The sequence below is a fragment of the Mesorhizobium sp. MC2-1-1 genome (assembly GCF_057597255.1).
In genome coordinates this window covers 2,424,169-2,450,430 of the sequence record NZ_CP195205.1, presented here as the reverse complement: position 1 = coordinate 2,450,430, position 26,262 = coordinate 2,424,169, and the positions used below count along the sequence as shown (strand labels likewise).

Annotated in this window: 25 protein-coding genes; 15 read left to right on the top strand and 10 right to left on the bottom strand. The window is 63.8% G+C overall.

Annotated features, from left to right (window positions below; all coding sequences use genetic code 11):
* Window positions 1-305: 305 nt before the first annotated feature.
* Both mgtE and ACR64R_RS12320 read left to right on the top strand, forming a co-directional pair.
* Entirely contained in the window at window positions 306-1,724 is a 1,419-nt protein-coding gene (gene mgtE / locus ACR64R_RS12325; protein WP_487361894.1) for a magnesium transporter, read from the top strand.
* A 142-nt stretch (window positions 1,725-1,866) separates the two neighbouring features.
* Window positions 1,867-2,253 (top strand): MerR family transcriptional regulator, encoded by a 387-nt coding sequence (locus ACR64R_RS12320; protein WP_027168973.1) that lies wholly within the window; start codon window positions 1,867-1,869, stop codon window positions 2,251-2,253.
* Between the two features lie 75 nt (window positions 2,254-2,328).
* Here the strand turns inward: ACR64R_RS12320 and ACR64R_RS12315 are convergent, their stop codons facing one another.
* Both ACR64R_RS12315 and ACR64R_RS12310 read right to left on the bottom strand, forming a co-directional pair.
* Window positions 2,329-2,808 carry a methyltransferase family protein gene (locus tag ACR64R_RS12315; protein ID WP_487361893.1) on the bottom strand — a complete coding sequence of 160 codons (480 nt, stop codon included), beginning with the start codon at window positions 2,806-2,808 and terminating at the stop codon, window positions 2,329-2,331.
* The gene (locus ACR64R_RS12310) at window positions 2,805-3,806 is read right to left on the bottom strand and encodes a heparan-alpha-glucosaminide N-acetyltransferase (protein ID WP_487361892.1); all 1,002 of its coding nucleotides are present in this window, start codon (window positions 3,804-3,806) and stop codon (window positions 2,805-2,807) included. The genes ACR64R_RS12315 and ACR64R_RS12310 overlap by 4 nt, the downstream gene beginning before the upstream one ends.
* 228 nt (window positions 3,807-4,034) lie before the next feature.
* Here ACR64R_RS12310 and ACR64R_RS12305 point away from each other — a divergent pair, with 228 nt between their 5' ends.
* Window positions 4,035-5,234: an MFS transporter gene (locus tag ACR64R_RS12305; protein ID WP_487361891.1), complete on the top strand. Its 1,200-nt coding sequence runs from the start codon at window positions 4,035-4,037 to the stop codon at window positions 5,232-5,234.
* Here ACR64R_RS12305 and ACR64R_RS12300 read toward each other — a convergent pair.
* Window positions 5,226-6,404, bottom strand: coding sequence for an aromatic ring-hydroxylating oxygenase subunit alpha (locus ACR64R_RS12300; RefSeq protein ID WP_487361890.1), 1,179 nt, complete (start codon window positions 6,402-6,404; stop codon window positions 5,226-5,228). The two genes, ACR64R_RS12305 and ACR64R_RS12300, sit on opposite strands and share 9 nt — an antisense overlap.
* Before the next feature lie 98 nt (window positions 6,405-6,502).
* Between ACR64R_RS12300 and ACR64R_RS12295 the strand changes: the two genes are divergently transcribed.
* The 3 genes from ACR64R_RS12295 (at window position 6,503) to cobO (ending at window position 8,487) form a co-directional block, all read left to right on the top strand.
* Window positions 6,503-7,195 (top strand): gamma-glutamylcyclotransferase, encoded by a 693-nt coding sequence (locus tag ACR64R_RS12295; protein ID WP_487361889.1) that lies wholly within the window; start codon window positions 6,503-6,505, stop codon window positions 7,193-7,195.
* 130 nt (window positions 7,196-7,325) lie between these two features.
* On the top strand, window positions 7,326-7,871 hold the full coding sequence (gene cobU / locus ACR64R_RS12290; RefSeq protein WP_487361888.1) for a bifunctional adenosylcobinamide kinase/adenosylcobinamide-phosphate guanylyltransferase: 546 nt from the start codon (window positions 7,326-7,328) through the stop codon (window positions 7,869-7,871).
* Between the two features lies 1 nt (window position 7,872).
* A complete protein-coding gene (gene cobO / locus ACR64R_RS12285; RefSeq protein WP_487361887.1) occupies window positions 7,873-8,487 on the top strand; it encodes a cob(I)yrinic acid a,c-diamide adenosyltransferase in 615 nt (204 codons plus the stop codon).
* On the opposite strand, the gene cbiB is transcribed toward cobO, so the two are convergent.
* Complete coding sequence (gene cbiB, locus ACR64R_RS12280) at window positions 8,484-9,473, bottom strand: adenosylcobinamide-phosphate synthase CbiB (RefSeq protein WP_487361886.1); 990 nt, start codon at window positions 9,471-9,473, stop codon at window positions 8,484-8,486. The genes cobO and cbiB overlap by 4 nt on opposite strands.
* Here cbiB and cobD point away from each other — a divergent pair.
* Together cobD and ACR64R_RS12270 are read left to right on the top strand one after the other, a co-directional pair.
* The gene (gene cobD, locus ACR64R_RS12275) at window positions 9,472-10,512 is read left to right on the top strand and encodes a threonine-phosphate decarboxylase CobD (RefSeq protein WP_487361885.1); all 1,041 of its coding nucleotides are present in this window, start codon (window positions 9,472-9,474) and stop codon (window positions 10,510-10,512) included. The two genes, cbiB and cobD, sit on opposite strands and share 2 nt — an antisense overlap.
* A gap of 74 nt (window positions 10,513-10,586) precedes the next feature.
* Window positions 10,587-11,096 (top strand): tyrosine phosphatase family protein, encoded by a 510-nt coding sequence (locus tag ACR64R_RS12270; RefSeq protein WP_487361884.1) that lies wholly within the window; start codon window positions 10,587-10,589, stop codon window positions 11,094-11,096.
* Window positions 11,097-11,108: 12 nt separating this feature from the next.
* On the opposite strand, the gene ACR64R_RS12265 is transcribed toward ACR64R_RS12270, so the two are convergent.
* Together ACR64R_RS12265 and ACR64R_RS12260 are read right to left on the bottom strand one after the other, a co-directional pair.
* Entirely contained in the window at window positions 11,109-11,906 is a 798-nt protein-coding gene (locus ACR64R_RS12265) for a creatininase family protein (RefSeq protein WP_487361883.1), read from the bottom strand.
* Between the two features lie 69 nt (window positions 11,907-11,975).
* A complete protein-coding gene (locus ACR64R_RS12260; protein ID WP_487361882.1) occupies window positions 11,976-12,359 on the bottom strand; it encodes a RidA family protein in 384 nt (127 codons plus the stop codon).
* 253 nt (window positions 12,360-12,612) lie between these two features.
* Between ACR64R_RS12260 and ACR64R_RS12255 the strand changes: the two genes are divergently transcribed.
* The 7 genes from ACR64R_RS12255 to ACR64R_RS12225 are packed head-to-tail and all read left to right on the top strand — an operon-like array spanning window position 12,613 to window position 19,186.
* Window positions 12,613-13,617, top strand: a complete 1,005-nt coding sequence (locus tag ACR64R_RS12255; RefSeq protein ID WP_487361881.1) for an ABC transporter substrate-binding protein — start codon at window positions 12,613-12,615, stop codon at window positions 13,615-13,617.
* Between the two features lie 12 nt (window positions 13,618-13,629).
* Entirely contained in the window at window positions 13,630-14,451 is an 822-nt protein-coding gene (locus ACR64R_RS12250; protein ID WP_487361880.1) for an ABC transporter ATP-binding protein, read from the top strand.
* Window positions 14,438-15,289: an ABC transporter permease gene (locus ACR64R_RS12245; RefSeq protein WP_487361879.1), complete on the top strand. Its 852-nt coding sequence runs from the start codon at window positions 14,438-14,440 to the stop codon at window positions 15,287-15,289. The genes ACR64R_RS12250 and ACR64R_RS12245 overlap by 14 nt, the downstream gene beginning before the upstream one ends.
* Window positions 15,290-15,319: 30 nt before the next feature.
* The gene (locus tag ACR64R_RS12240) at window positions 15,320-16,621 is read left to right on the top strand and encodes a cytosine deaminase (protein WP_487361878.1); all 1,302 of its coding nucleotides are present in this window, start codon (window positions 15,320-15,322) and stop codon (window positions 16,619-16,621) included.
* On the top strand, window positions 16,618-18,018 hold the full coding sequence (locus ACR64R_RS12235; RefSeq protein WP_487361877.1) for an FAD-binding oxidoreductase: 1,401 nt from the start codon (window positions 16,618-16,620) through the stop codon (window positions 18,016-18,018). Before ACR64R_RS12240 ends, ACR64R_RS12235 begins: the two co-directional genes overlap by 4 nt.
* Window positions 18,018-18,599: an NAD(P)H-dependent oxidoreductase gene (locus tag ACR64R_RS12230; protein ID WP_487361876.1), complete on the top strand. Its 582-nt coding sequence runs from the start codon at window positions 18,018-18,020 to the stop codon at window positions 18,597-18,599. Before ACR64R_RS12235 ends, ACR64R_RS12230 begins: the two co-directional genes overlap by 1 nt.
* Window positions 18,599-19,186, top strand: coding sequence for an NAD(P)H-dependent oxidoreductase (locus tag ACR64R_RS12225; RefSeq protein ID WP_487361875.1), 588 nt, complete (start codon window positions 18,599-18,601; stop codon window positions 19,184-19,186). Before ACR64R_RS12230 ends, ACR64R_RS12225 begins: the two co-directional genes overlap by 1 nt.
* 47 nt (window positions 19,187-19,233) lie before the next feature.
* Here the strand turns inward: ACR64R_RS12225 and ACR64R_RS12220 are convergent, their stop codons facing one another.
* Genes ACR64R_RS12220 through ACR64R_RS12205 form a run of 4 tightly spaced genes read right to left on the bottom strand, consistent with a single transcriptional unit; the run spans window position 19,234 to window position 26,208 of the window.
* Window positions 19,234-21,681, bottom strand: coding sequence for a GcvT family protein (locus ACR64R_RS12220; protein WP_487361874.1), 2,448 nt, complete (start codon window positions 21,679-21,681; stop codon window positions 19,234-19,236).
* Window positions 21,678-22,859, bottom strand: coding sequence for a pyridoxal phosphate-dependent aminotransferase (locus tag ACR64R_RS12215; RefSeq protein ID WP_487361873.1), 1,182 nt, complete (start codon window positions 22,857-22,859; stop codon window positions 21,678-21,680). Before ACR64R_RS12215 ends, ACR64R_RS12220 begins: the two co-directional genes overlap by 4 nt.
* Window positions 22,859-23,758: a homocysteine S-methyltransferase family protein gene (locus ACR64R_RS12210; protein WP_487361872.1), complete on the bottom strand. Its 900-nt coding sequence runs from the start codon at window positions 23,756-23,758 to the stop codon at window positions 22,859-22,861. The genes ACR64R_RS12215 and ACR64R_RS12210 overlap by 1 nt, the downstream gene beginning before the upstream one ends.
* The gene (locus ACR64R_RS12205; RefSeq protein ID WP_487361871.1) at window positions 23,755-26,208 is read right to left on the bottom strand and encodes a GcvT family protein; all 2,454 of its coding nucleotides are present in this window, start codon (window positions 26,206-26,208) and stop codon (window positions 23,755-23,757) included. The genes ACR64R_RS12210 and ACR64R_RS12205 overlap by 4 nt, the downstream gene beginning before the upstream one ends.
* Window positions 26,209-26,262: the final 54 nt, after the last annotated feature.

The window sequence follows — 26,262 nt, the reverse complement described above, 5'->3', positions numbered from 1 at the left end:
ACCCCGACAATTCTGCCTCAACGGTGAAGTGGTGCTCTTTCCCCAGCGACATGCGTTGTCGCGCCGGCTGAAGCGATCGTCGCAGCCGCCATGCAAGCGCCGTTCGCTGCTCTTGGGCCGCTGGGGGCGAACACAACCGCAATATTTCCTCGGTTATTCCGTACGCTAGAACGACATCTTTCCATGACGAGTCCTTTCGCCGCGCTATCTACCGCCTAGGGTTTGGATTTCCCGAAATGCGGTTTCCACTTTTGGTGATCATGCACTAGACCTCATTTCGGGATTCCTCGTTGCGGGAGGCGCTGGTGGAAGACCAGGACAAAGAGACGACAGGCGCCGCGCCCGCCGAGGAACACCACGCCGAGATCTATGGCGAGGACGGCGCTGTCCGCTCCTCTTTCCTTGCCCAGATCGGCGCTGCTATCGCAGACCGCGACACGATCACCCTCAAGCGGGAAGTCGGCGGCCTACACCAGTCGGAACTCGGCGACGTGCTCGAGGCACTCCATCCCGAACAGCGCCGCGCTCTGGTCGAATTGCTCGGCGCCGACTTCGACTTCTCCGCGCTGACCGAGGTCGACGAGGCGATTAGGCTCGACATCGTCGATAACCTGCCCAACGAGCAGATCGCGCAGGCGGTGCAGGAACTCGATTCCGACGATGCCGTCTACATTCTGGAGGACCTCGAGAAGGAGGACCAGGACGAGATCCTATCTCAACTGCCCTTCACCGAGCGCATCAGGCTGCGTCGCGCCCTCGACTACCCGGAAGAAACCGCCGGCCGGCGCATGCAGACCGAGTTTGTCGCTGTGCCGCCGTTCTGGACCATCGGCCAGACCACCGACTACCTTCGCCAGGACGAGAACCTGCCCGAGCGCTTCAGCCAGATTTTCGTCATCGACCCGAGCTTCAAGCTGGTTGGCGCCATCGACCTCGACCAGATCCTGCGCACCGAGCGCGCGGTGAAGGTCGAGGACGTCATGCATGATACCCTGCACGCGATCCCAGTCACTATGGACCAGGAAGAGGCGGCGCGCGAGTTCGAGCAGTACAACCTGCTCTCCGCGGCAGTGGTCGACGAGAACGGTCGGCTGGTCGGCGTGCTGACCATCGATGACGTTGTCGACGTCATCCAGGAAGAGGCGGAGGAGGATCTTCTGCGCATGGGCGGTGTCGGCGACGAAGAACTGTCCGACACGGTGCTCGCCACATCGCGATCGCGCGTGCCGTGGCTGCTGGTCAACCTTTTGACTGCCTTTCTCGCCGCGTCGGTGATCGGCCTGTTCGACAACACGATCGAGCATATAGTGGCGCTTGCCGTGCTGATGCCGATCGTCGCCGGCATGGGTGGCAACGCCGGCTCGCAGACGATGACCGTCACCGTGCGTGCGCTGGCGACCAAGGATCTCGATATCTACAATGCCGCCCGCATCATCCGCCGCGAACTCGGCGTCGGTCTCATCAACGGGATCGTCTTTGCCGTGCTGATCGGCATTGTTGCCGGTTCCTGGTTCCGAGATCCCAATCTGGGCGGCATCATCGCGGCGGCGATGATCATCAACATGTTTGCCGCCGCGCTGGCCGGGATCCTCATTCCCCTGGTGCTCGACCGTCTCAAGATCGATCCGGCAGTGGCCTCGGCCGTGTTCGTCACCACGGTTACCGACTGTGTTGGGTTCTTCGCTTTTCTTGGGTTGGCGACTTGGTGGTTCAGAGTGCCCTAGACCGACAAGCCTCTATTAATTGACTTTTACGTAAATGCCGTGCGAGGTTGCCGCGGGGTCACGCGCCGATTCCGGCGCTGGATGGGTATGGTCGGAGTAAGGGCGACGCTTCAGGCGGCGATGCCCGGGCTTGGGAGCGGGAATGCGGGAATATTATACGATCACCGAGCTGACACGCGAATTCGACGTGTCGACGCGGACGCTGCGTTTTTACGAGGACGAAGGGCTGGTGCAGCCCGTAAGGCGCGGCCGCACGCGGCTTTTTCGGCCGTCGGACAGGCATCTCATTCGCCAGATCATGCGGGGGAAAAGGCTCGGCTTCTCGATCAACGAGATCCGCGAGATCATCCAGATGTACAAGGAGCCGCCCGGTGAGGTCGGCCAGCTCAAGCTGATGATCAAGCGTATCGAGGAAAAGCGCGAGGATCTGCGCCAGAAGCGGCGCGACCTCGAGGAAACGCTGGCAGAGCTCGACCAGGCCGAGGAGTCCTGTGTGGAGCGGCTGGCCGAGCTGGGCGTCAACACCTAGGGAACCTCGGGTCAAGCTGAGGATGACGATGTCTCGAACGTTTAGGCTAATCGCCAGGCCGCTCAGCAGACGGTCTCAAATCCAGCGCCGCACCCTCTTGGCGTAGTCGCGGTATTTCTTGCCGAACTTCGCCGCCAGGATCTTTTCCTCCTTCTCGATCGCCAGCTTCTGCGTCGCGAAGGCGGCGAGGAAGGCAAAGAGCAGGAACCAGGCGATGCCTGTGATGAAGGCGACGCCGATCAGTAGCAGAGTGTTGGCGAGATACATCGGGTTGCGGGTGATGCCGAAGGGGCCAGACGTCACCAGATGATCGGGCTCGGCGTTGGGATCGAGCGTCGTCCTCGCCCGGAACATGGCGCGGATGGCCGTGATCCAGAGCATGGCGACACCGAACAGCGCCACCCAGCCGACGCCGAACAGGAGATCGCCGAATATGTCGCCGATCCAGGGCAGCGGATAAAGCAGTCCGAGGGCGACGCTCGCCGCGATCGCCACGACATAGATCACCGGCGGCCAGGGAATGATCCCGTGTCGGGGCTTCACGATATCCGTCATTGCTGCCCTCCCTCCATCTGATTCTCGGTCGCGGCGGTGCAGGTTTCCGCCAGGTCGGCCAGATGCGATTTCCAGACGCTGGACTGGTCGTTGCCGGAGAGCTTTGCGAGAGTCCCTTCGCCCTTCAGCGTATCCAGCATGCAGCCACAATAGCTGGAACAGAACTTGCTGTCCCGCTGTTGTTCGCACTGCGCCTGGCAAGCCGGCAGGAAGCCGGCTTCCTTGTCCTGAGGAGCGGCGGGCACGATCTGCGAGAAGAGCCACACCGATCCGAACAGAAGCGGCTGGTGGATCAGGTAGAAGGCGAGGCTGTGCCGGCCGATGAAGGTCAGCGGTTTCGACCAGCGGCCGGGCACCCATGTTCCCAAGCGGGCGAGCAAGCCCGATGCGGAAGCAAGCTTGACCGCGGCGATGCCCGCAAGCACCGCGCCAAACCACGGGAAGAGCGGCACATAGTCGTTGGAACGCGGGTTGGTGGCGGAAAGGCCCACCCACCACAACGCCGGATGGTCAAAGAGCTCCGAGCGCAGATAGTAGGGCGCTGCAATGACGGCGGCGGCAATGATTGCCGTCAGCAGCCATGGCAGCCTGAGAAAGGCGAGGCCGAGCAGGCTGGCCAGCGCGATCTCATGCAGGATGCCGAAGAAGATGAACCCGTCCGGGGTGACGAAATAAGTCACCGCGGAAATGGCGACCGCCGCCGCGGCCACCATGGCAAAACGCTTCCAGAAGCCCGGCCAGCGGATCTGGCGGCCATGGGCGAGGAAGAGGCTGACGCCGACCAGGAACAGGAAGGTGGAGGCAATGCAGCGCGCGTAGAATTTCCACCAGCCGAAGGCGGTGAGGGCAGGCGTGGTGTAGCCGAAGTTTTCGAGGTCCCAGGTGAAGTGATAGCTCGCCATCGCGATCAGCGCGACGCCGCGCAGGATGTCGAAGGCGGCGATGCGGCCGGGCTTGGGCGCTTCCTGAACAGGGTCGCTCGTCGTTTGCAGGCTCATCGTCACGCAATCCGATTCAGTCGTGCCCAACGACTATCACGGTTCAAGTGGACTCCAGAAGCAGGCGGCATCAATCCATTTCATGGCAGCCCTGAAATTCGGCTTTAGGCCAGACGCGGGAAGCCTTTGGCAGGCTTCGCTTTTCGGCCTCTGGGGGTCGGTTTCCTGCTACTGGCCGGCAGCTGGCCCGGCCAGATTTGGATGCGTGAATCACGCCTCGGAGGGGCGATGTCCACCCATGTGCGCCATCCGATCTGGCTTCCGGCCCTGCGGCCGGCGGATGCGCGCACATTCGCCTCGCTCTACGCGGTTGAATCCTTCGCGCGCGCCACCATCTCCAGCGTGATCCCGATCCAGGCCTACGAGATCCTGCACAATGAGCGGATCGTTTCGATCCTCTACACCATCGTGTCGCTGATGGGCCTTTCGGTGACGCTGTTCATGCCGATGCTCATCCGCCGCATCGCGCGACGCTGGGTCTACACGGCCGGCTGCGTGTTGCTGGCGATCGGCTCGGGCTTCTTCGTCACCCACACGCTGCCCGGACAGATCGCCGGCATGCTCTGCCGCGTCATGGGGGCGAGCGCGCTGTCGATCACGCTCAACCTCTATATCATGGACCACATCCGCAAGACCGACTTCATGCAGGCGGAATCCCTGCGCATGGCGTGGTCGATGTTCGCCTGGACGGGCGGGCCGACGCTTGGCATCTTCCTTTACACCCATTTCGGCATCTATGCCGCGCATGGCGCGGTCGTGGTGTTTTCGTTCGCGCTGCTTTGCCTGTTCTGGTTCTACCGGCTGACCGACAACCAGTCGATCCGGCCGGGTAAGTCGCGCCCGGCCAATCCGCTTGCCAATATCGGCCGCTTCGTGAAGCAACCGAGGCTGAGGCTTGCGTGGCTGATCGCCTTCGGCCGCTCCTGCTTCTGGACGACGTTCTTCGTCTACGGCCCATTGTTCATGGTCATCACCGGCGAGGGTAAACTTGCCGGTGGCCTGCTGGTTTCCGCCGGCAATGCGCTTTTGTTCATGGCGATCTTCTGGGGCAGGGCGGGCAGGCGTTTCGGCGGACGCCGGGTCATGACCTTCGCCTATTTTACAATGGCTGCAATGCTGTTTGCTGCGGGCGGCGTCGGCGAGGCCGCGCCTTTGCTCACCGGTGCGTTGCTGCTCTTCGGCGCCTTGTTCACCATCGCGCTCGACGCGCTGGGCTCGACGGTCTTCATGCGCTCGGTGCGCTCCTACGAGAAAGCCCAGATGGCAGCGGTCTACCGCACCTATCTCGATTTTTCCGAGCTGACGCCGCCGCTTGTCTATTCGGTGGTGCTCACCTTTTTCGGCCTGGGATCGGTGTTCGTCACCCTCGGCATCCTGGCCGCCTTCTGCGGCTTCGTCACCTGGCGCTATCTGCCGAAGTCATTTTGATGAGGGCAGGAACGCCGCGTGACATCCGCGCACCCAATCGTGGAAGCGGTGCAGGCTGTATTCTTCCGGCATCAGAACGCCGGCCTCGTGGCGCATCGAGCGCAAGCCCTTCTGGTTGACCTCGCAGATCGCGGCGTCCTCTTCCAGCACCTGGGTGCCGAAGGCGACGATGTTGTCGATGTCTGTCTCTGCCAGCGCGTCCGGAGCGAACAGCCATTCGGCGGTGAGTTCGGTCTGCTCGGGGCCGAGCGGGATCAACCGCACCGTGCGCATGTAATCGACATGACCGACGATGAACATCGAGGGCAGCGACGTGGCGTAGGTCTGGCCGGCGGCGCGCTCGGCCGGGGTCAGACCGGAAAAGACCGGGCCGTGGATGTGGCCATCCCGAGACCAGGTTTCGGCGCCGGCGCGCAGGCCGCCGGAGAATTCCGGATCGTCATTGTCGGCGTGGCGCGCCCATTCGGGATCGTCATGCCTTGCCATCAGGCCGCGGCCATAGATCGGCACCAGCCGCGACAGGTCCTTGTGCACGCCCGGGCAGTGCAGGCATTCGTTGAAGTTCTCCCAGAAGATCTTCCAGTTGCAATTCATCATCTTGGTGAGCCGGTGGCCGGTGACGAGCGTCTCCAGCGGCCAATTTGAAAGGTCGCCGGAGTCGGGATCGAAGGAGGTTTCCGTTGAGCCCTCGGGTTCCTCGGAGAGGTTTATGAAGACAAGGCCGCGCCAGACGGAGAGCGCCACGCGGTATAGAGGATAATCGGCCTTGTCGAAGCCGTCGGGCAGCGATTTCGAGGGCACGCGCACCAGGTTGCCACGCAGTGAATAGGACCATGCATGGTAGGGGCAAGTCAGCAGCCTGGCCTTCAGCCGCCCGGCGCTTTCCTGGCAAAGCTGCGATCCGCGATGCCGGCAGGTGTTGTGGAAGGCGCGCAAGCTCCCGGTCTCGTCACGCAACAAGACGACTTCCTGGCTGCCGATGCGGAACGTTCGGAAGGCGAGGGGCTCGGCGAGATCGGCCTCACGGCAGACCATCAGCCAGCTTCGGTACCAGATAGCCTCCAGGTCGCGCCGATAGGCGTCGGCGTCCCAATAGGCTGTCGACGGCAAGGTCGGTTGCAGGCTGGTCAGACCGTTGTAAGGATCGCGATCGCTTGGATTGGGCTGCATCGGCTTCTCCCTTGCTGGGGCCAGCCGACACCCAGGCAAAGCTGTTGTCAATTGCGGTCCGCCGCGCATTGTGGCGACCGCGCCAGGACCTTAAGATCATGCGCATGCTGCCAAGAACCATGTCGCTCACCGAGGAACTGGTCGCCCGCTGTTTTCGCAGGGTCGAGGATGCCGGGCCGGATCCCGATGCCGCGCATCTGGATGATGCCGACTATGACGCGATGGCGAGCATGCTGGAGGCCCAACTCCCCGCCAACGAAACGCTCTGGCTGTTTGGCTACGGCTCCCTGATCTGGAAGCCCGAGATCGAGCATGTCGAGGAGCGTGTGGCCCTGCTGCGCGGCTGGCACAGATCCTTCTGCATGAACATGACGCGTTGGCGCGGCACCAAGGAAAGCCCGGGCCTGATGATGGCGCTGGACCGTGGCGGCCAATGCAAGGGCATCGCCTTTCGGCTCGGCGATGGCAACAGGCGCGAGCAGCTAGACAAGATCCTGCGGCGCGAGGTGACGCTGAAGCCGACCAGCTACCATCCGCGTCTGCTCAACATAACGAGCGATGGCGGCCCGCTGCGGGCGCTGGCTTTCGTCATCAACCGTCGGGGGACGACCTATGCCGGCCCGTTAAGCGAGGAAGCGGTCGTCGAAAGGCTGGCGACCTCCTGTGGCCATTGGGGCTCGGGCGCCGATTATCTCTACAACACGGTGAAGAATCTCGAGCAACGCGGCATCCACGATGCGCATCTGTGGCGGTTGCAACAACTCGTCGCGGCGCGAATCGCCGCTTCTTAGTGTCGAAAGGCTTGCCGCGATCGCGTCGCGCGGTGGCGGAATTTGGTTTGCCGGCCGGAGGGCTTCTGCCTAAAGTCGCGCCGTCGGTCTGATGACCACGACGATGTCCACCCAAAGGCAAAGGCAGGGAATGACCGGCGCGACAGCCGCGAGCGGCAACATATCTTCAGATCGGAAGCTGACTTTCATCCTCGGCGGCGCGCGCTCGGGGAAGAGCTCGCATGCCGAAAACCTGACGACAGCCTTCCCGTCGCCCTGGGCCTATATCGCCACGGCGCAAGCTTATGACGACGAGATGCGCGAGCGCATCGCGCTGCATCGCTCGCGGCGCGGCGAAGGCTGGGTGACGGTCGATGCGCCGCTCGACCTGGCTGACGCAATCGAAGCCTTGCCGAACCACCAGCCTGTGCTGATCGATTGCCTTACGCTCTGGCTCACCAACCATATGCTGGCGGAGCACGATATCGAGGCCGAATGCCGGCGGTTGGCGGATGTGCTGTCGCGACCGCGCGGGCCGTGGTTCGTGGTCTCAAACGAAGTCGGGCTCGGCATCGTGCCGGACAATGCGCTGGCGCGCCGGTTCCGCGACGCCGCCGGCCGACTCAACCAGCAGGTCGCGGCCGCTGCCGACAGCGTTCTGATGATGGTGGCGGGGCTACCAATCAAGGTGAAATGACATGGCTGAAATCGAGGAGAAGGACGCCGAGCGCCATCGCGCCAAGATGGCCAAGCGCAAGGCGGTGCAGGATGCCGAGGTGGCGGGCAAGACGATCGAGAAAGGTCTGCTGATCGTCAACACCGGTCCAGGCAAGGGCAAGACCACGGCGGCCTTCGGCCTGGCGCTCAGGATGCTGGGCTACGGCAAGCGCATCGGCGTCGTCCAGTTCATAAAGGGCAAGTGGCATACCGGCGAGAAGGACGCCTTTGCCGCTTTCGGCGACCGGGTCGTCTGGCACGCAATGGGAGAGGGCTTCACCTGGGAGACGCAGGACCTCAAGCGCGACATCGCCGCCGCCGAGGCCGCCTGGGCCAAGGCGTTGGAGCTGATGGCCGATCCGTCGATCAGCCTCGTGGTGCTCGACGAGCTCAACATCGCGCTGCGCTACGACTATCTCGATCTGGAAAAAGTGGTCGCGGCGCTCAAGGCGCGCCGCGACGATCTGCACGTGATCGTCACCGGTCGCAACGCCAAGCCGCTGCTCGTCGAGGCAGCCGATCTCGTCACCGAAATGGGGCTGACCAAGCACCATTTCTCGGCGGGGGTTAAGGCACAGCAGGGAATTGAATTTTAGCCGCTGACCAAAATCGTCAGGTGGATCACGATCGCCGACAGGACTGCGAACAGGCCGAGCAGCAGCCAGTCCGCCGTGCGGTAGAGCTTCAGGGCCTGACGGATGTCGGTGCTTTCGGCCTCGCGGCGGCCGCCTTCGCCCATGAAGGCGTCCTCGACGACCTCGCCGCCATAGCTGCGCGGGCCGGCGAGAGACAGTCCCAGTGCGCCGGCCATCGCGGCCTCCGGCCAGCCGGCATTGGGCGAGCGGTGCTTCCTCGCGTCGCGCCGCATAACCTGCCAGGCGGCGCGGGGATCGGCGCCCGGGACAAATAAGGCCGCCAGCACGATGAGCAGGCCGGTGAGCCTCGATGCCGGCAGGTTGATCAGGTCGTCGAAACGCGCGGCCGCACGGCCGAAGGCCTCGTATTGCGGCGTCCGGTGGCCTATCATCGAATCGGCGGTATTGGCGGCCTTGTAGGTCGCCCCTCCCGCCAGTCCGCCGATGCCGGTCCAGAAGGCGGGCGCGACGATGCCGTCCGAGAAATTCTCGGCCAGGCTTTCGATCGCGGCGCGGGCAACGCCCGCCTTGTCGAGCTTTTCGGGGTCGCGGCCGACGATACGCGACACGGCGATGCGGCCGAGCGTCAGGCCGCCGGTCTCCAGCGCGTCGGCTACGTCCTCGACATGCTCGGCGAGGCTCTTCTGCGACAGCAACGAGGAGCCGAGGATCGCGGCAATGACGAGACCCGTTGGGAACATCATCCAGAGCAGGATATGCAGGGCCAGACCGATGAGTCCCGGCACCAGCAGAATGACCAGCAGGGCCTGGCCGCCGCGGCGGCGACGCAATGCGTCGGAATCCGTCGCGCGGTTGAGCCGGCGATCGAGAAAGGATATCAGCCTGCCTATCCAGGTAACCGGGTGGCCGATGGTGTTGAACAGCCAATCCGGATAGCCCAGGACCCGTTCAACGGCGAGTGACAGGAAAGCGATCAGGATCGACATGAAGCTTCTTGATGGAGCTATTGCTGCGGTGGATCACGGTGGATTCCTTAACCGGGCGAGTGCGCTCTTCCCTCACGCGCCACGGCCTTTCGTCGACCTTTCGACAGGTATCAATCCGCACTCCTATCCGCTTTTCGACCTGCCCGCCACCGCCCTGTCACGCTTGCCGGAATCGCAACGACTGCGCGAATTGGCCGAAATTGCGGCCTCGGCCTATGGCGCTCCGTCAGCGGCGCATGTCGCGGCGGCGCCCGGCACGCAGATTCTCCTGCCGCGCGTGGCTTCGCTGCTGCGGCCCGGCAAGGCGCTGGTGCTGGGCCCAACCTATGCCGAACACGCCCGAGCCGCCGCAATAGCCGGCCATGCCGTGGCGGAGGTGGGGGATTTCGACGCGCTGGTCGACGCGGACCTTGCGGTGCTGGTCAATCCCAACAATCCGGACGGTCGGGTGATCGAGAAGGCTCGCCTGCTCGACCTTGCCGCGCGGCTTCGCGCCAAGGGCGGGCTGCTCGTCGTCGACGAGGCATTCATGGATGTCGGCCCGATCGAGCAAAGCCTGGCCGGCGATGTCGGGGTGGGCGGCATCGTCGTGCTGCGTTCGTTCGGCAAGTTCTTCGGCCTTGCCGGTGTCAGGCTCGGCTTCGCATTGGCGGATCAACTGACGGCCGAGCGGCTGGATGCGCAACTGGGGCCCTGGGCGGTGGCCGGCCCGGCACTTGAATATGGCATCCGGGCTCTGTCGGATGCGGGCTGGCAGACCGCCATGCGGCAACGCCTGGCGCAGGATGCCGGACGACTCGACGCTCTGCTCGACCGGCTCCATGTTCCGGTCGCCGGCGGCACCAGCCTGTTCCGTTATCTGTCGTTTCCGGACGCCCCGGCCCTGTTTTCGGCGCTTGGCTCGAGCGGCGTGCTGGTCCGGCATTTCGTCGGGCGACCGCAGGTCTTGCGAGTCGGCCTGCCGGGGGGCGAGGCCGAATGGCAGCGCCTTGAGGGCGCTCTTGCCGCGTGGGCTTCAAATCAGGAAAAAAGAGCATGATGTCGTCCGAAAACCGCATCATATTTAGCGGCAGCATGCTCTAGGCGCGAGGATGCGCCGAAGGAGATTGGACTATGATCCATGTCTGTTCGCTGTCGAAGGTCGACGAAACCGTGGCAAGGACCGGCGCGCAGCGCCTACTATCACTGCTTGCCGCGGGCACTGAGGTGATCCGCCCGGCCTCGATCCTGGCGGAAAACCACCTCCATCTCGTCATGCACGACATTGCCGCGGCGCAGGAGGGCATGACGATGCCGGGCGAGGAGCATGTCCGCGCCTTGCTCGATTTCGCTTATCGCTGGGACCGTGCAAAGCCATTGGTCGTACACTGCTATGCGGGCGTCAGCCGCTCGACTGCGTCGGCCTATATCATTGCCGCGGCGCTGGCGCCCAGGCGTGACGAGATGGAGCTCGCCCGGACGCTGCGTTTTCTCTCGCCGACGGCCACTCCAAATCCTCGGCTGATCGCCGTCGCTGACATGCTGCTTCAGCGCGACGGCCGCATGATCGCGGCGATCGAAGCGATTGGACGCGGCGCCGACGCGTTCGAAGGCACGCCTTTCGAGCTCGCTATCGAAGGGTAGAAGAGCGCTCCGTCATAGCAGCCATTCGGAAAGCTTCGCCTTACGGATGTCTTTCACCAGATTGATGAATCCGTCTGCCTGGTGCTCGGCGGTGAGCCGTCCTTTTTCGGCGGTGGCGATTGACGCATCGCCGACCACGCCGTTCGGGTTGAGGTCGCTGGCGATCCAGGCGAAGGCATTCGTGCCAGTGTGGCGCAGCAGGGCAAATTCCTTTTCGGCGCGGGCGACATTGGAGACGAAATTCTCTGCCTTGCCCATATCGACGAGATCGGGCCGGAAGTGCAGCATCAGCGAGGTCTCGACATCGCCGCCATGGATGCCGTGACGGTCCTCGAGTTCGGTGTACATGCCGGCCGGGCGGCCGAAACGCTGCCAGCTCGTCTTTACCGCCAGCATCTTTGCTCGCACGCGCAGTTCGCGCGAGATGATGCCCATGATCTCTTCATTGCCGCCATGCGAATTGACGACGATCAGCTTCCTAACCCCGGCGCGGGCGACCGACAGGCCGAGCTCGGTCCAGGCGTCAACGAGAGTGGTGGCCGGCAGGGTGAGTGTTCCAGGCGCATGCAAGTGCTCGTTCGACTTGCCGACCGCCTGCACCGGCAGGATACGTATGTCGAGATCGTCGGGCAGGCGCGCGATCACCGTCTCCAGCATGCCCATCATGATCGACGTGTCGGTCGAGACCGGCAGATGCGGGCCATGCTGCTCGATCGCCGCCACCGGCAGCACGGCGATGGTCGCTTCGGCATCGATCGAGGCATATTCGGTCGTCCGATAGTCGCCCCACCACACACGTCTTGTCGTCACGTTCTTCTCCCGGCTGGCATTGCTGTCCAATTGCGATGGTCTAAAGCGCCCGGCGGTCGCGGGCAACCGTCAGGCGGCTGCAAGCACTTCCACCTCGACCTTGAATTCCGGGCGGGCGAAGCCGGAGACGATCATCAGCGTCGAGGCCGGCGCGGGATCGGAAAACAGCCGGTTGCGAACGTCCATATAGGCCTGCAGGTGGGCGCGGTCCGTGACGAAGGCGTTGATGCGCACGATGTCGTTCAAGGTCAACCCGGCTTCGTTCAGGATCGCGGCGATGTTCTTGAAGCAAAGCTCCGCCTGCGCCCCGGCATCCTCCGGCACTGCGTCGTCAGGGCCGATGCCCAACTGGCCCGAGCAGAGCACCAGGCGTTTTCCTGCGGGTATTTCGACCCCGTGGCTGTAGCGGGCGAAAGGCGGCTTGATCGACTTTGGGGCGAGGTAGTTGAGCATGGCATTCTCCTGTACGCGGCCAGCCTAGTGGCGGATTCATGAAACATTCAAGATGCCGGGCATGCCGGGCCGGGCGATTATGGACAGCCGTTCAAAAAATAGGCACGATGCCTTTTGCTCAGCATGACCCGTCCGGTCTTCGCGTCGAGCCTTGCACAAGCAGGCAGGCCGGGCGCTGGCATGTGTCTTGCTTCTTGAACCAATGGTGTCGAGCCCGACGCATAGCGCGCCGGAGCCAACAGAGGGTGATGTTATGCACGGAAAAGAGAAGATACTGGTAGGCGCCGTCGCCCTGCTGGCAGCGGGTACGCTTGGCGCGGCCGCCAACGAGAAAGTCACCTTCGGCACCAACTGGCTGGCCGAACCGGAACATGGCGGCTACTACCAGGCCGTTGCCGACGGCACCTATGCCGCCTGCGGCCTCGACGTCACCATCATGCAGGGCGGTCCGCAGGTCAGCGGCCGGCCGATGCTGCTTGCCGGCAAGATCGATTTCTACATGGGCGGCAATCTGCTGTCGGCTTTCGACGCCGTCCAGCAGGGCATCCCGATGCGTGTCGTCGCCGCCGATTTCCAGAAGGACCCGCAGGTGATCATGTCCCAGCCGGGGCAGGGGCTCGACAAGTGGGAGGACCTGAAGAACGCCGACCAGTACATCCTCGGCGATGAGGGCGCGCAGACCTTCTTCCAGTGGATGGTCACCGAACTCGGTTTCGATGCGGCAAAGCGCGTGCCCTACACCTTCAATCCGGCGCCCTTCATCGCCAACAAGAAGTCGATCCAGCAGGGCTATGTGACGTCCGAGCCCTTCGCGGTCCAGAAACAGGGCGGCTTCGTGCCGAATCAGTTCCTGCTCGCCGACTATGGCTGGGACACTTATGCGACGACCGTCGAGGTCATGCAGGACACGATCGACAAGCGGCCGGAGGTGGTGCAGTGCTTCGTCGATGGCTCGGCCAAGGGCTGGTACAAGTACCTCTATGGCGACAACAAAGCCGCCAATGACATGATCAAGAAGGACAATCCGGACATGACGGATGAACAGATCGCCTTCTCGATCGAGCAGCTGAAGAAGTTCGGCGTGGTCGATTCCGGCGATTCGGAGAAGCTCGGTATCGGCGCGATGACCGACGCGCGCATCCAGAGCTTCTACGACAAGATGGTCAAGGCCAAGGTCGCGCAGCCGGGCATCGACATCAAAAAGGCCTATACGCTGGCCTTCATAAACAAGGGCGTCGGGCTGGAGCTGAAGAAATAGGCGGCCCGCCTGATGAACTTGGAGAAAGTGGCTGAGGCGCCGGCGGCATCGGGCGAGCGCCCGATGCTGCTTTCGCTGCGCAATGTCGGCAAGGTCTTTTCCAACGGCGTGACGGCGCTGAGCAAGGTCGACCTGGCGATCCGCGAGGGCGATTTCATCTCCCTTCTCGGCCCGTCGGGCTGCGGCAAGTCGACGGCGCTCCGGCTGATCGCCGGCCTGTCTACGCCCACCTCGGGCCAGCTCGACTGGCGCGGCCCGATCGACCGCTCCAACAGGGGCTTCGTCTTCCAGGAGCCGACGCTACTGCCATGGGCGAGCGTCTTCGATAATGTCTGGCTGCCGCTCAGGCTGAAAGGCGTATCGCGCGCCAAGGCGGAGCCGGCGGTGATGGAGATGCTGGCGCGCGTTCACCTCAACGGCTTCGAGAATGCGGTACCGCGCGAGCTCTCCGGCGGCATGAAGATGCGCGTCTCCATCGCTCGCGCCATGGTGACCAGGCCGCGCATCCTGCTGATGGACGAACCATTCGCGGCGCTGGACGAGATCACCCGCTTCAAGCTCAACAACGACCTTCTGGAGCTGTGGCAGGACGAGCGCTTCACCGTAGTCTTCGTCACCCACAGCGTCTTCGAAAGCGTGTTTCTCTCCAATCGCGTGGTGGTGATGGCTGCAAGACCGGGCCGTGTCTTCGACGAACTGGCCGTGGATGCGCCCTATCCACGCGATGAGGTTTTCCGGACCTCGCCCGACTATGCCGCGCTTTGCCGGCAGGCATCGGACGTGCTGGTCAACGCCATCAACTCAACCGCCGGATCCAATCATGACGGCCATTGACGACATCACCCTGAAGCTCGATCCGGAGGAGGCGCGCCGGGTCCGCCAGGAGCGGCTGGAGCGCATCGGCAAATGGGTGCTGCCCCTGGCGATCATGGTGCTGGCGATCTGGCTGTGGGACCGCATCTGCGTCTGGAACGAGATCCCGCAATATATACTGCCGCGGCCGGGCGTGGTGCTGCAGACGCTGCACAACGATGCGGGCCTGTTGTTCTCGTCGCTTCTGGTGACGCTGCGAATCACCTTCCTCAGCCTGCTGCTTGCCGTTATAGGCGGCGTCGGGCTGGCGGTGCTGTTCGCGCAGTCGAAATGGGTGGAGATGTCGTTCTTCCCCTTCGCTATCGTGCTGCAGGTAACGCCGATCGTCGCCATCTTTCCGTTGATCAACATCTACATCAATAACCAGACGACCAAGCTTCTGCTCTGTGCGTGGATCGTCGCCTTCTTTCCGATCCTGTCCAACACCACGCTCGGGCTGAACTCCGTCGACCGAAACCTGCGCGACCTGTTCAAGCTCAACGGCGCGACGCGCTGGCAGCAATTGCGCTACCTGCGCCTGCCGGCGGCGATGCCCTATTTCCTCGGCGGGCTGAAGATCGCAGGCGGCCTGTCGCTGATCGGCGCCGTGGTGGCCGAATTCGTCGCCGGCGCGCAGGGGCAGTCGTCGGGGCTTGCGTCCCGCATCATCGAGGCCGGCTACCGGCTCAACGCGCCGCGCCTGTTCGCGGCGCTGATCCTGATCTCGCTCACCGGCATCATGATCTTCCTGGTGCTGTCGCTGGTGTCGCATCTGATCCTGCGCCGCTGGCACGAGAGCGCGTTGAAGCAGGAGCGCTAGGGTGGTCCGTCTCACCCAGAGGAGCAGCAGTTGATTCCGGACGCAGCCTCATATCACCTGGCCAATGTCCGGCTGCATGCGTCGCTGACGCCGGGCCTCGCCGCCGCCTTCGACAGCGACGGCTTCGCGCCTATGGACATATCCGTCGCCGACGGCAGGATCTCCAGCATCGTGGCGCGTGGCAAATCGAAGGCTCCGGACGGCGCGGTCGACCTCGGCGGCCGCATTGTGCTGCCATGCTTCGTCGACTGCCATACCCACATCGACAAGGGCCATATCTGGCCGCGAAAACCCAATCCGGATGGCACCTTCATGGGCGCGCTCGGTGCCACCGGCGCTGACCGCGCCGCGCGCTGGACCGCCGAGGATGTCGCGCGGCGCATGGATTTCTCCCTGCGCTCGGCCTACGCGCACGGAACGAAGGCCTTGCGCACGCATCTCGACAGCGTCGCACCGCAGGAGGAGATCTCCTGGCCGGTGTTCGAGACGATGCGCGAGAGATGGCGCGGCAGGATCGACCTACAGGCTGCCTGCCTGCTCGGCATCGAAGGCGTGCGCGACAAGGCCTGGTTCGAGCGGCTGGCCAAACGCCTGGCCGCGGCCAAGGGCGTGCTCGGCGTCGTGACCTATATGGTGCCCGATCTTGAGGAACTGCTTGACCAGGTTTTCGCGCAGGCGATCAAGCACGGGCTCGATCTCGACTTCCATGCCGACGAGACCGACGATGTCGCTGCCATCTCGTTGAAGAAGATCGCCGAGGCTTCGCTTTGGAATGGTTTCGAGGGCAACATACTGGTCGGCCATTGCTGCTCGCTGGCGCGCCAGCCTGACCTCGAGGTGCTCGATACGCTGGACAAGGTGGCGAAGGCGCGGCTCGCCGTGGTGTCGCTGCCGATGTGCAACCTCTATCTGCAGGACCGCCGCAACAACGGCACGACACCGCGCTGGCGAGGCGTGACGCTGTTGCATGAGATGAGGGCTCGCGGCATCAAGGTGGCGGTCGCATCCGACAACACGCGCGATCCTTTCTATGCCTATGGCGATCTCGACATGCTGGAAGTCTACCGCATGGCGACGCGCATCCTGCATTTCGACCATCCGGTCGGCGACTGGCCAAAGGCCGTGGCGGCAACGCCAGCCGAGGTGATGCGGCTCGACGGCGCCGGCACGCTGGCCGCCGGCGGCAGCGCCGACTTCATCGTCTTCAAGGGACGGAGCTGGACGGAATTGCTGTCGCGGCCCGAATCGGATCGCATCGTGGTGCGCGAGGGCAGGGCGATCGAGCGCCGACTGCCCGACTATGGCGAACTCGACGAATTGATGGTGGGATGATGGATATCGCAGCGCTGAAGCGCAATCTCGACGGGATCAAGATCGACGACCACCCGGCCATCGTCCAGCAGAAGAGCCGCGACTTCTACTGGTACAGCCCGGTGCTGAAGGCGCAGCTCGACCACGTCAAGGGCGATCTCATCGTCACGCCGAAGAATGAGGACGAAGTGATCCGCGTGCTTGCGGCCTGCCACCGGCACGGTGTCCCGGTCACGCCGCGCGGCAGCGGCACCGGCAATTATGGGCAGGCCATGCCGCTGTCGGGCGGCGTGGTGCTCAACCTTGCCGAGATGAACGAGGTGAAGGCGATCGCGTCCGGACGGGTGGTGACCGGACCGGGAGCGGTGCTGGCCGACATCGACAAGGCGACACGCGCGCATTCCGGGCAGGAGCTGAGACTCTCGCCTTCGACCTACAACACGGCCTCGATCGGTGGCTTTATCGCAGGCGGCTCGGGCGGCGTCGGCTCGATCCGCTGGGGCGGGTTGCGCGACCTGGGCAATGTCATACGGCTCAGGACCGTGACGATGGAAGCCGAGCCCCGCGTCATGGATTTGACGGGCGAGGAGGTGCTCAAGGTCATGCATGCCTACGGCACCAACGGCATAATAACCGAGGTCGAAATGCCGTTGACGGCGTCCTACGACTGGATCGACGTTATCGTCGGATTCGACGATTTCATGGGCGCGGCCGGCTTCGGCAACGACCTCGCCGTCCAGGACGGCATTTTGGCGAAACTGATCACGCCGATCGCCGCGCCCATCCCTTACGACTATTTCAAGCGGCACCAGAAATTCTTCCGGCGCGACCAGAGCATCGTGGTGTGCATGATAGCGCCCCATGCCATGGATGCCTTTGTCGCTTTCGTGCGCAGCACAAATGGCGAGATCGTTTTCCGGGCCGACCGGGAGGCCGATCTCAAGGGTCTCCCGCCCGCCTATGAACTGACATGGAACCACACGACATTGCGTGCCATCCGGGTCGACCCGACAATCACCTATCTGCAGGCGCGCTATCCGTCGCCGGATCATCTCGCCCATGTCAAGGCGATGGTCGACCGCTTCGGCGACGAGGTGCCGGCGCATCTCGAATTCATCCGCTTCGATGGGGCGATCGGCGCGGCCGGCCTGCCGCTGGTGCGCTACTCCACGGAACAGCGGCTCGACGAGATCATCCGCATCCATGAGGACAATGGCTGCTGGATCTTCAACCCGCACCGCTACACGCTTGAAGAAGGCGGCATGAAGCGGACCGACGAGGTGCAGCTTGCCTTCAAGCGCGAGACCGACCCGCAAGGCCTGCTCAATCCCGGCAAGATGATTGCCTGGGAGAATCCGGGCTACGACTACCGCTCCGGCAAGCCCTTCCTGTTCAAGGGCCTGCAAAAGGCGGGCTGATGAACATCCTCGTCCTCTACGCTCATCCGGTGGAGACCAGCTTCAACGCCGGCCTGCACCGGACGATCGTCGAGCGGCTGAGCGCGGCTGGACACTCGGTCGATGATTGCGATCTCTATGCCGAGGATTTCGATCCGCGGCTGACGCGCGCGGAACGGCTCGGCTACCACGACCCGCGCGGACCGAACGACGCGGTCGCTGGCTACGTGGAAAGGCTTCAAAGAGCCGAAGCGCTCGTGCTGTCGTTCCCGGTCTGGAATTACGGCTACCCGGCGATCCTGAAAGGCTTCTTCGACCGCGTCTTCCTGCCCGGCGTGTCGTTCAAGCTGGTCGACGGCAAGGTGCGGCCGACGCTGCACAACATTCGCAAAATGGCGGCCGTCACCACCTATGGCGGCAGCCGTTTTCGCGCCATACTGATGGGTGATCCGCCGCGCAAGATCGTCAAGCGCATGCTGCGGGCTACCATAAAACCTGGCGCCCCCGTGTCCTATCTCGCGCATTATTCGATGAATCTTTCCACCGACCAGACTCGCAGCGCCTTCATGGCGAGGGTCGCGGCGGCAATGGACGACTTCTGATGCGCGTGCTGGTGGTCTACTGCCATCCGGTGCCGGAGAGCTTTTGCGCGGCTATCCGCGATTTGGCGATCGAGGTGCTGAACAGGCGCGGTTGGGATGTGCGGCTGCTCGATCTTTACGCCGAGAATTTCGATCCGGTGATGAGCTGCGAGGAGCGGCGCTTCTATAACGATCGAGCGCCGCAGGATCCCAGGCTCAAGCCGCATTTCGAGCATCTGGAGTGGGCGCAGGCGATCCTCTTCATCTATCCGACCTGGTGGTATGGCCTTCCGGCAATGCTGAAAGGCTGGTTCGACCGCGTATGGGCCACCGACATCGCGTTCAAGCTGCCGGCGGGAAAGGGCCGCATAAAGTCACTGATGACACATGTCACCAAGGTCGGCGTCATCACCACCTGCGGCGCGCCGACATGGTGGAGCGTTGTCGTCGGCCAGCCCGGCCGCAAGACCATCTTGCGCGGGATGCGTGCGATCTGCGCAACGCGCTGCAAGACGTTTTTCCTGGCGCACTACCTGATGGATACCTCCACGCCCAAGAGCCGGGCAGCTTTCCTGGCGAAGGTAAGGACGAGGCTGGAAAGGTTTTGAGGGCTGGACTTCCTCTTTTCCCACAACAGGGGAGAAGGGGGCTGGCGCTACATCCTCACCCGTTCCGCCCTGGGATCATACATCGGCTTCAGCGAAGCTTCCGCGGCGAAACGCTCGCCGGCGATCTCCACCTCGTAGGACGAGCCCACCACATCCGCCTCGCTCTCGCCCTGGCAGGGCACGTAGCCTAAGCCGATCGCTCCGCCGAGATGGTGGCCGTAATTGCCGGAAGTGATCGGGCCGACGATCCTGCCGTCGCGCAGGATTGCCTCGTTGTGGAAGAGCAGGGGTTCGGGGTCCTTCAGGCGAAACTGCACTAGCCGCCGACTGAGACCCGCCTCTTTCTTCCTAAGCACTGCGTCGCGACCGATGAAGTCGGTTTTGCTCGTCTTCACCGCGAAGCCCAGACCAGCTTCCAGCACATTGTCCTCGTCGGTGATGTCGTGGCCGAAATGGCGGAATGCCTTTTCGATGCGGCAGGAATCCAGCGTATGCAGGCCACAAAGCTTCAGCCCGACATCGTCGCCGGCTTCAGTGATCGCCTCGAAGACATGGGCGGCCTGCTCGGTCGAGACATAAAGCTCCCACCCGAGCTCCCCCACATAGGTGACGCGGTGAGCGCGGGCGAGGCCCATACCGATCTCGATCTCTTGAAAAGTGCCGAACGGGTTGGCTTCGTTGGAGAAGTCGTTTGGGCTGACCTTCTGGATCAGTTTTCGCGAGTCAGGCCCCATCAGGCAGATGACAGCTTCGGCGGCGGTCACGTCGGTGATGACGACAAACTCGTCGGCGACATGCTTGCGCAGCCAGGCAAGGTCGCGCTGCAAGGTGGCGCCGGGCACGACGAGGAAATAGGCCGTCTCCGAAAGCCGGGTAACCGTGAGGTCGCTCTCGATGCCGCCGCGCTGGTTGAGCATCTGCGTGTAGACGATCCTGCCCGGCATGACGTCCATATCGTTGGCGCAGAGACGCTGAAGGAAGGTGCAGGCATCGCGGCCCTCGACGCGGATCTTGCCGAAGGAAGTCATGTCGAACAGGCCGATACCGTTGCGCACCGCCAGATGCTCGTCGCGCTGGTTGTCGAACCAGTTCTGCCGTTTCCATGAATATCGGTATTCGCGCTCCTGGCCCTCGCGGGCGAACCAGTTGGCGCGCTCCCAGCCCGCCACTTCGCCGAACACCGCGCCACGCGCCTTCAGGTGCTCGTGCAAGGGCGAACGGCGCACACCGCGCGACGTCGCCATCTGGCGATAGGGGAAATGGTCGGCATAGAGCAGGCCGAGCGTTTCCGAGACGCGCTCCTTGAGGTAGCGGCGGTTCTTCTGGAAAGGCTGGGCGCGGCGGATGTCGACCTCCCAGAGATCGAAGGGTGCCTCGCCGTCGTTGATCCATTGCGCCAGCGCCATGCCTGCGCCGCCGGAGGAAACGATGCCGATCGAATTGTAGCCGGTCGCCATCCAGTAGCCGGCGAGTTCTGGCGCTTCCCCGAGATAATAGCGGTCGTCGGGCGTGAAGCTCTCGGGTCCGTTGAAGAAGGTATGGATGCCGGCGGTGCCCAGCATCGGCATGCGGTTGACGCCCATTTCCAGGATCGGCTCGAAATGCTCCATGTCCTCGGGCAACTGGTCGAAGCAGAAATCCTCCCGGATTCCATCCATGCCCCATGGCTTCGCCACCGGCTCGAAGGCGCCGAGCATCATCTTGCCGGCATCCTCCTTGTAGTAGGCGCACTCGTCCGGCACGCGCAGCACCGGAAGACGGGTGAGGCCGGGGATCGGCTCGGTGACGAGATAGAAATGCTCGCAAGCATGCAGCGGGATGGTGACGCCGTTCTGCCGTCCCAACTCGCGCGCCCACATGCCGGCGCAGTTGACGACGATGTCGGTCTCGATCGTGCCTTGATTCTCGCCCTGCGCCCAGGAGACGCCGGAGACGCGGCCGTTCCTGGTGTGCACCTTGGTGACCTTGACGTTCTCGATGATCGCAGTACCCCGCTGGCGTGCGCCCTTGGCCAGCGCCATGGCGATGTTGGCCGGATCGCATTGGCCGTCGAGCGGCAGATGCACGGCGCCGACCACGTCGGAGACGTTGAGATGCGGATACATCTGCTTGACTTCGCTTGGTGAAATCTCGCGCACGTCGACATCGAAGGCGCGAGCGAGCGACGCCTGCCTGTAGATCTCGTGCTTGCGTTCCTCGGTCAGCGCGACGGTGATCGAGCCGACCTGGCGCATGCCGGTGCCGACTTCGGTCTCGGCTTCGAGCTTGACGTAGAGGTCGGCCGAATATTTCGCCAGCCGCGTCATGTTCTGCGAGCCGCGCAGCTGCCCGATCAGGCCGGCGGCGTGCCAGGTCGTGCCGCAAGTCAGCTGCTTGCGCTCCAGGAGCACGATGTCAGTCCAGCCGAGCTTGGCCAGGTGATAGGCGACTGAGCAGCCGGAGACGCCGCCGCCGATGATCACGGCGCGGGCCTTGGTCGGGATGGTCCTGGTCATGCGGCCTCGCGACGATAATTGGAAGCGAAGCGGCGCACGCGGAGCGCGGCTTCCTCGAGGATGGGTTCAGGTTGGCAGAGGCTGATGCGGATGTGCCCGGCAGCGGCATGGCCAAAGCTCGAGCCGGGCATGACGCCCAGCTTTTCCTTGTCGAGCAGCGCCCAGGCGAATTTTTCGTCATCGGGTTCGACCGCGGAGACATCGAGCATGACATACATGCCGCCTTCGGAGCCTCGCACGGTGACTTCATTGGCGCCGCGTATCGCGTTGAGGAAGACGGTGCGGCGGGCGGCGTAACGCTCGGCGATTTCCTTCACGCCGTAGTGGTTCTCCAGAGCCTCGGCGCAGGCGATGGAAATGAAGGCCGGCAGGCCATAGGTCGTCACCAGGTTAAGGTCGGTGAACAGCCGGATCATCTCTTTAGGGCCGGTCAGCCAGCCCATGCGCCATCCGGTCATGCCGTGGCTTTTCGACATCGAATTGATGACCAGCGTGCGCTCGGCCATGCCGGGCAGCGAACGCGGCGAGATGTGCTCGCCGCCGCCCAGCGTCCAGTAGACCTCGTCGGAGAGCAGCCAGAGATCGTGCTCCCTGCAGATGTCGGCCAGTTCCTCCAGCCGCTCGCGCGAATAGACCGCGCCCGTCGGATTGTTCGGCGTGTTGATCAGGATGGCGCGCGTATTGGGTTTCAGTGCCGCGCGGATCATGTCCGCGCGAGGCTGAAAACCATCTTCGGCCGGCGTCTCGACCACCGTGAAGCTGGCACCGGCGGCGCCGAAGGTGTTCGGGTAGGTGGCGTAGTAAGGCGCGACTACGATGGCGTGGTCACCCGGGTCGAGCACACCTTGCACGGCAGCAAAGAGTCCAGCCTGGCCTCCCTGCGTGGCAATGACCTCGTCAGGCTCAGTCAGAATGCCCGTGCAGGCGGTCGAGGCCGCCGCCATGGCTTTGCGCAGGCGCGGCAGGCCCGGGAGAGGGGTATAATGGTGATTGCTGCCGCGCACGGCGTCGACACAGGCCTCGATCGTTGCCGAAGGCGTGTCGAAGTCATGGTCGCCGACCGACAACATGATGATATCCTCGCCAGCCTGCTTGCGGGCCCAGGCAGCCGAATGAACCTCCCAGCCATCCTTTCCCGACGGCACGATGCCTGTAATGCGCTTTGATGGTTTCGGCATCAGGACACTCCCGAAATCTGGTGACCGGCCCGCGCGAGCTTGTCGCGAAGGGCTGCGATATGGGCGGGACCAACCTCGCAGCAGCCGCCGACGATGCCGGCGCCGGCATCGACCCAGCCAATAGCCTGGTCCGCATAGGCTTGCGGATCGAGATCGTGGCGGGCGTGCAGCACCTCGACGGTGCCGCCATGCTTCAGAGCCTCAACCGAGGTGAAGCCGTTGGCGTAGGCGCCCACCGGTCCACCCAAGGCGACGAGTTCTGGCAAGGCGGCGGCGATGGCTTCGGGCCGGCAGCAATTGAGCAGCCGCGCCGCGACCGGCAGGTCGCCGAGGGCCCCCGCCGCATCGGCAATGGTTTCGCCACTGCGCAGGCGCGGCGCGCCATGATCGGCCAATGTCCATGACACCCAGACCGGCTTGCCGCTCTCCGAAGCCGCCGTGACGGCTGCGCGGGCCTCCTCGGCGGAAGCCATCGTCTCGCACAGGAACAGATCGACGCCGTCCGCCTGCTCGGCGACGATGCGGCGATAGATGTCGAGCGTGTCTTCGAACGATATAGTCAACGCCGGCGCGTAGCTGCCGAACAGAGGCGAAAGGCAGCCTGCGATCGCGGCGTCGCCGGCGTCGTCGCGGGCCTGCTTAGCCAGTTCGATGCCGCGTCTCTGCAATGGCTTGAATAGATCCTCGGCGCCCTCGCGCGCCAAGCGCTCCGGCGTTGCAGAGTAGGTGTTGATGGTGATGACGCGCGCGCCGGCACGGATGAATTCCGCATGCAGGTCGCGCACCAGGTCCGGCTCGTCGATCAGAACCCTGGCCGACCACAGCGGCGTCGGCTCGGACCTGCTGCGCCGCACCAGTTCCTGGCCCATGCCGCCGTCGGTTAGTATGACAGAGGTCATGCCCGCAACCTCTCGTTCTTTGGATCCCACAGTGGCTCGTCGTTCTGGACGATTGCCTTGAAGCGATCGCCAAAGATCTCGACCTCAACTGCCGTGCCGGGCTGTGTGAGATCGGCGCGCAGCATGCCCAACGCGATCGACTTGCCGACGCGATGGCCCCAGCCGCCCGACGTCGTCTCGCCGACGATGCTGCCGCCGTGCCAGAGCGTCGACATGTAGGGTGCATCGCAGTCGCCGGGATTTTCGACGACCAGCGTGACGAAGCGCTTCTTCACGCCCTGCTGCTTTTCATTGAGCAACGCCGCCTTGCCGCGGAAGTCGGGCTTGTCCCATTTGACGAAGCGTTCCAGGCCCCCCTGCAGGATCGAATAGTCGGTCGAGAGATCGCCCTTCCAGGCGCGGTAGCCTTTCTCCAGTCGCAGCGAATCCAGCGCATACATGCCAAAGGGCTTCAGCCCGTGTTTCTGGCCGTCCGCCCAGACACCGTCGAAAACGGTCGCCGTATCGGCGACTTTGGTGTGGATCTCCCAGCCGAGTTCGCCGGCGAAAGAGACGCGCACCAGCTTCGCCCAGCGCCCGGCGATCGTCGTTTCCTGATGTGTCAGCCAGGGCAGCGTCAGATCGGCGTCGCAGACTTCGGCCAGGATCTTGCGCGAGTTCGGGCCGGCGAGGATCTGGGTCGAGTATTCCTCGGTACGGTCGGTCAGCGTGAAGGTCGCATCGGCGGGTATGCGCGACTTCAGCCATTCGAAGTCGTGCCATTGCGCCACCGCGGCGGTGATCAGCGTCATCCGGTCCTCGCCATGGCGCACCACCGACATCTCTGTGACGATGCGGCCCTTGTCGTCGGCGAAATAGACGAGGCCGATGCGGCCGGGCTTCGGCACAAGACCGGTAACCTGCAGGGACAGCCAGTCGGCCGCGCCACGGCCCTCGAGGTTGAAACGCGAGAAGCCTGGCAGGTCGAGGATGCCGGCGGCGTCGCGCACGGCCAGGCATTCCTCGCGCACGCGCTGCTGCCATGGTCCGTCGCGGCGGAAGGTCAGCGTCGCTTCCTCGGACGTGTCGTCGCCCGGTCCGGCATACCAGGTGGCGCGCTCCCAGCCATTATAGGCGTCGAACTGGCCGCCCAGCGCCTTGATGCGATCGTGCAGCGGCGACAACTTGCGGTTACGCCCCTCCGGCCAGGCATGGCGCGGGAATTGTATGGCGTATTCGTTGCCGTAAATCTCCATGCCCTTGGCGACGCAATAGTCGGGCGCCGAGGCAAAGCTGGTGAAACGCCGCGGGTCGCAGGACCACATGTCCCATTCGGTCTGACCTTCGGTGACCCATTCGGCGAGCACCTTGCCGGCGCCGCCGCCCTGGGCGATGCCGAAGGTGAAGACGCAGGCCTCGAAGGCGTTCGGCACGCCGGGCATCGGCCCGATCAGCGGGTTGCCGTCCGGCGCGTAAGGGATCGGCCCGTTGATCACCTTGGAGAGGCCGGCGGTGCCGAGGATCGGCACGCGGGCGACGGCGTCGGCGAGGTAGTGCTCGAGACGATCGAGATCGTCGGGGAACAGCTGGAAGGAGAAATCCTCCGGCATAGGATCGTTGTGGGTCGCCCAATGCGCGCGGCAATTGCGCTCGTAGGGGCCGAGATTCATGCCGCTCTTTTCCTGGCGCAGGTAATAGGACGTGTCGACGTCGCGCAGCAGCGGCAGCTTGTGGCCCTGTTCCTTCGTCCACGCGGCCAGTTCGGGGATCTCCTCGAACAATATGTACTGATGGCTCATCACCATCATCGGCACGTCGCGGCCGAACATCTTGCCGACTTCGGCGGCGCGATAGCCGGCCGCGTTGATCACGATCTCGCAGCGGATTTCGCCTTGCGGCGTCGTGACCACCCATTCGCCGTTCTCGCGGCGCACGCCGGTGACCGGGCAGAAGCGGACGATCCTGGCGCCCATGTCGCGCGCGCCCTTGGCTAGCGCCTGGGTCAACTGCGCCGGGTCGATGTCGCCGTCACTCGGATCATAGAGCGCGCCCTTAAGATCATGCGTCTCGATGAAGGGGTAACGGCGCTTGATCTCGTCCAGGCCCACGACGTCGATATCCATGCCCTGGTAGCGGCCCATGCCTTTGGCGCGCTGGAATTCCTGCATGCGCTCCTTCGTATGAGCGAGCCGGAGCGAACCGGTGACGTGATAGTTCATCGGATAGTCGACCGCTTCCGCCAGGCCCCGGTAGAGCTCGGTCGAATAGCGCTGCATGTTCATCAGCGACCATGACGAGGAGAAGGTCGGCACGTTGCCGGCGGCATGCCAGGTCGAGCCGGAGGTCAGCTCGTTCTTTTCCAGAAGCACGCAGTCGGTCCAGCCTGCCTTGCACAGATGATAGAGCGATGAGCAGCCGACGACGCCGCCTCCGATGATCACCACGCGTGCCGTGGTCGGCAAACCCGCCATGTTCTTCCTCCAGGCCAAGCGCTTCGCGCTTCGATTCTTGTTTTGATGCATGTC

Bases quoted from the DNA above. Each gene is read 5' to 3' on its own strand.
- ACR64R_RS12300 (WP_487361890.1), bottom strand. From the start codon at position 6,404: ATGCAGCCCAATCCAAGCGATCGCGATCCTTACAACGGTCTGACCAGC.
- ACR64R_RS12205 (WP_487361871.1), bottom strand. From the start codon at position 26,208: ATGGCGGGTTTGCCGACCACGGCACGCGTGGTGATCATCGGAGGCGGC.
- ACR64R_RS12295 (WP_487361889.1), top strand. From the start codon at position 6,503: ATGCGCATGCTGCCAAGAACCATGTCGCTCACCGAGGAACTGGTCGCC.
- cbiB (WP_487361886.1), bottom strand. From the start codon at position 9,473: ATGTCGATCCTGATCGCTTTCCTGTCACTCGCCGTTGAACGGGTCCTG.
- cobD (WP_487361885.1), top strand. From the start codon at position 9,472: ATGAAGCTTCTTGATGGAGCTATTGCTGCGGTGGATCACGGTGGATTC.
- ACR64R_RS12305 (WP_487361891.1), top strand. From the start codon at position 4,035: ATGTCCACCCATGTGCGCCATCCGATCTGGCTTCCGGCCCTGCGGCCG.
- ACR64R_RS12255 (WP_487361881.1), top strand. From the start codon at position 12,613: ATGCACGGAAAAGAGAAGATACTGGTAGGCGCCGTCGCCCTGCTGGCA.
- ACR64R_RS12270 (WP_487361884.1), top strand. From the start codon at position 10,587: ATGATCCATGTCTGTTCGCTGTCGAAGGTCGACGAAACCGTGGCAAGG.
- cobO (WP_487361887.1), top strand. From the start codon at position 7,873: ATGGCTGAAATCGAGGAGAAGGACGCCGAGCGCCATCGCGCCAAGATG.
- ACR64R_RS12235 (WP_487361877.1), top strand. From the start codon at position 16,618: ATGATGGATATCGCAGCGCTGAAGCGCAATCTCGACGGGATCAAGATC.
- ACR64R_RS12210 (WP_487361872.1), bottom strand. From the start codon at position 23,758: ATGACCTCTGTCATACTAACCGACGGCGGCATGGGCCAGGAACTGGTG.
- ACR64R_RS12250 (WP_487361880.1), top strand. From the start codon at position 13,630: ATGAACTTGGAGAAAGTGGCTGAGGCGCCGGCGGCATCGGGCGAGCGC.
- ACR64R_RS12220 (WP_487361874.1), bottom strand. From the start codon at position 21,681: ATGACCAGGACCATCCCGACCAAGGCCCGCGCCGTGATCATCGGCGGC.
- ACR64R_RS12230 (WP_487361876.1), top strand. From the start codon at position 18,018: ATGAACATCCTCGTCCTCTACGCTCATCCGGTGGAGACCAGCTTCAAC.
- ACR64R_RS12225 (WP_487361875.1), top strand. From the start codon at position 18,599: ATGCGCGTGCTGGTGGTCTACTGCCATCCGGTGCCGGAGAGCTTTTGC.
- ACR64R_RS12245 (WP_487361879.1), top strand. From the start codon at position 14,438: ATGACGGCCATTGACGACATCACCCTGAAGCTCGATCCGGAGGAGGCG.
- cobU (WP_487361888.1), top strand. From the start codon at position 7,326: ATGACCGGCGCGACAGCCGCGAGCGGCAACATATCTTCAGATCGGAAG.
- ACR64R_RS12260 (WP_487361882.1), bottom strand. From the start codon at position 12,359: ATGCTCAACTACCTCGCCCCAAAGTCGATCAAGCCGCCTTTCGCCCGC.
- ACR64R_RS12215 (WP_487361873.1), bottom strand. From the start codon at position 22,859: ATGCCGAAACCATCAAAGCGCATTACAGGCATCGTGCCGTCGGGAAAG.
- ACR64R_RS12320 (WP_027168973.1), top strand. From the start codon at position 1,867: ATGCGGGAATATTATACGATCACCGAGCTGACACGCGAATTCGACGTG.
- ACR64R_RS12315 (WP_487361893.1), bottom strand. From the start codon at position 2,808: ATGACGGATATCGTGAAGCCCCGACACGGGATCATTCCCTGGCCGCCG.
- ACR64R_RS12310 (WP_487361892.1), bottom strand. From the start codon at position 3,806: ATGAGCCTGCAAACGACGAGCGACCCTGTTCAGGAAGCGCCCAAGCCC.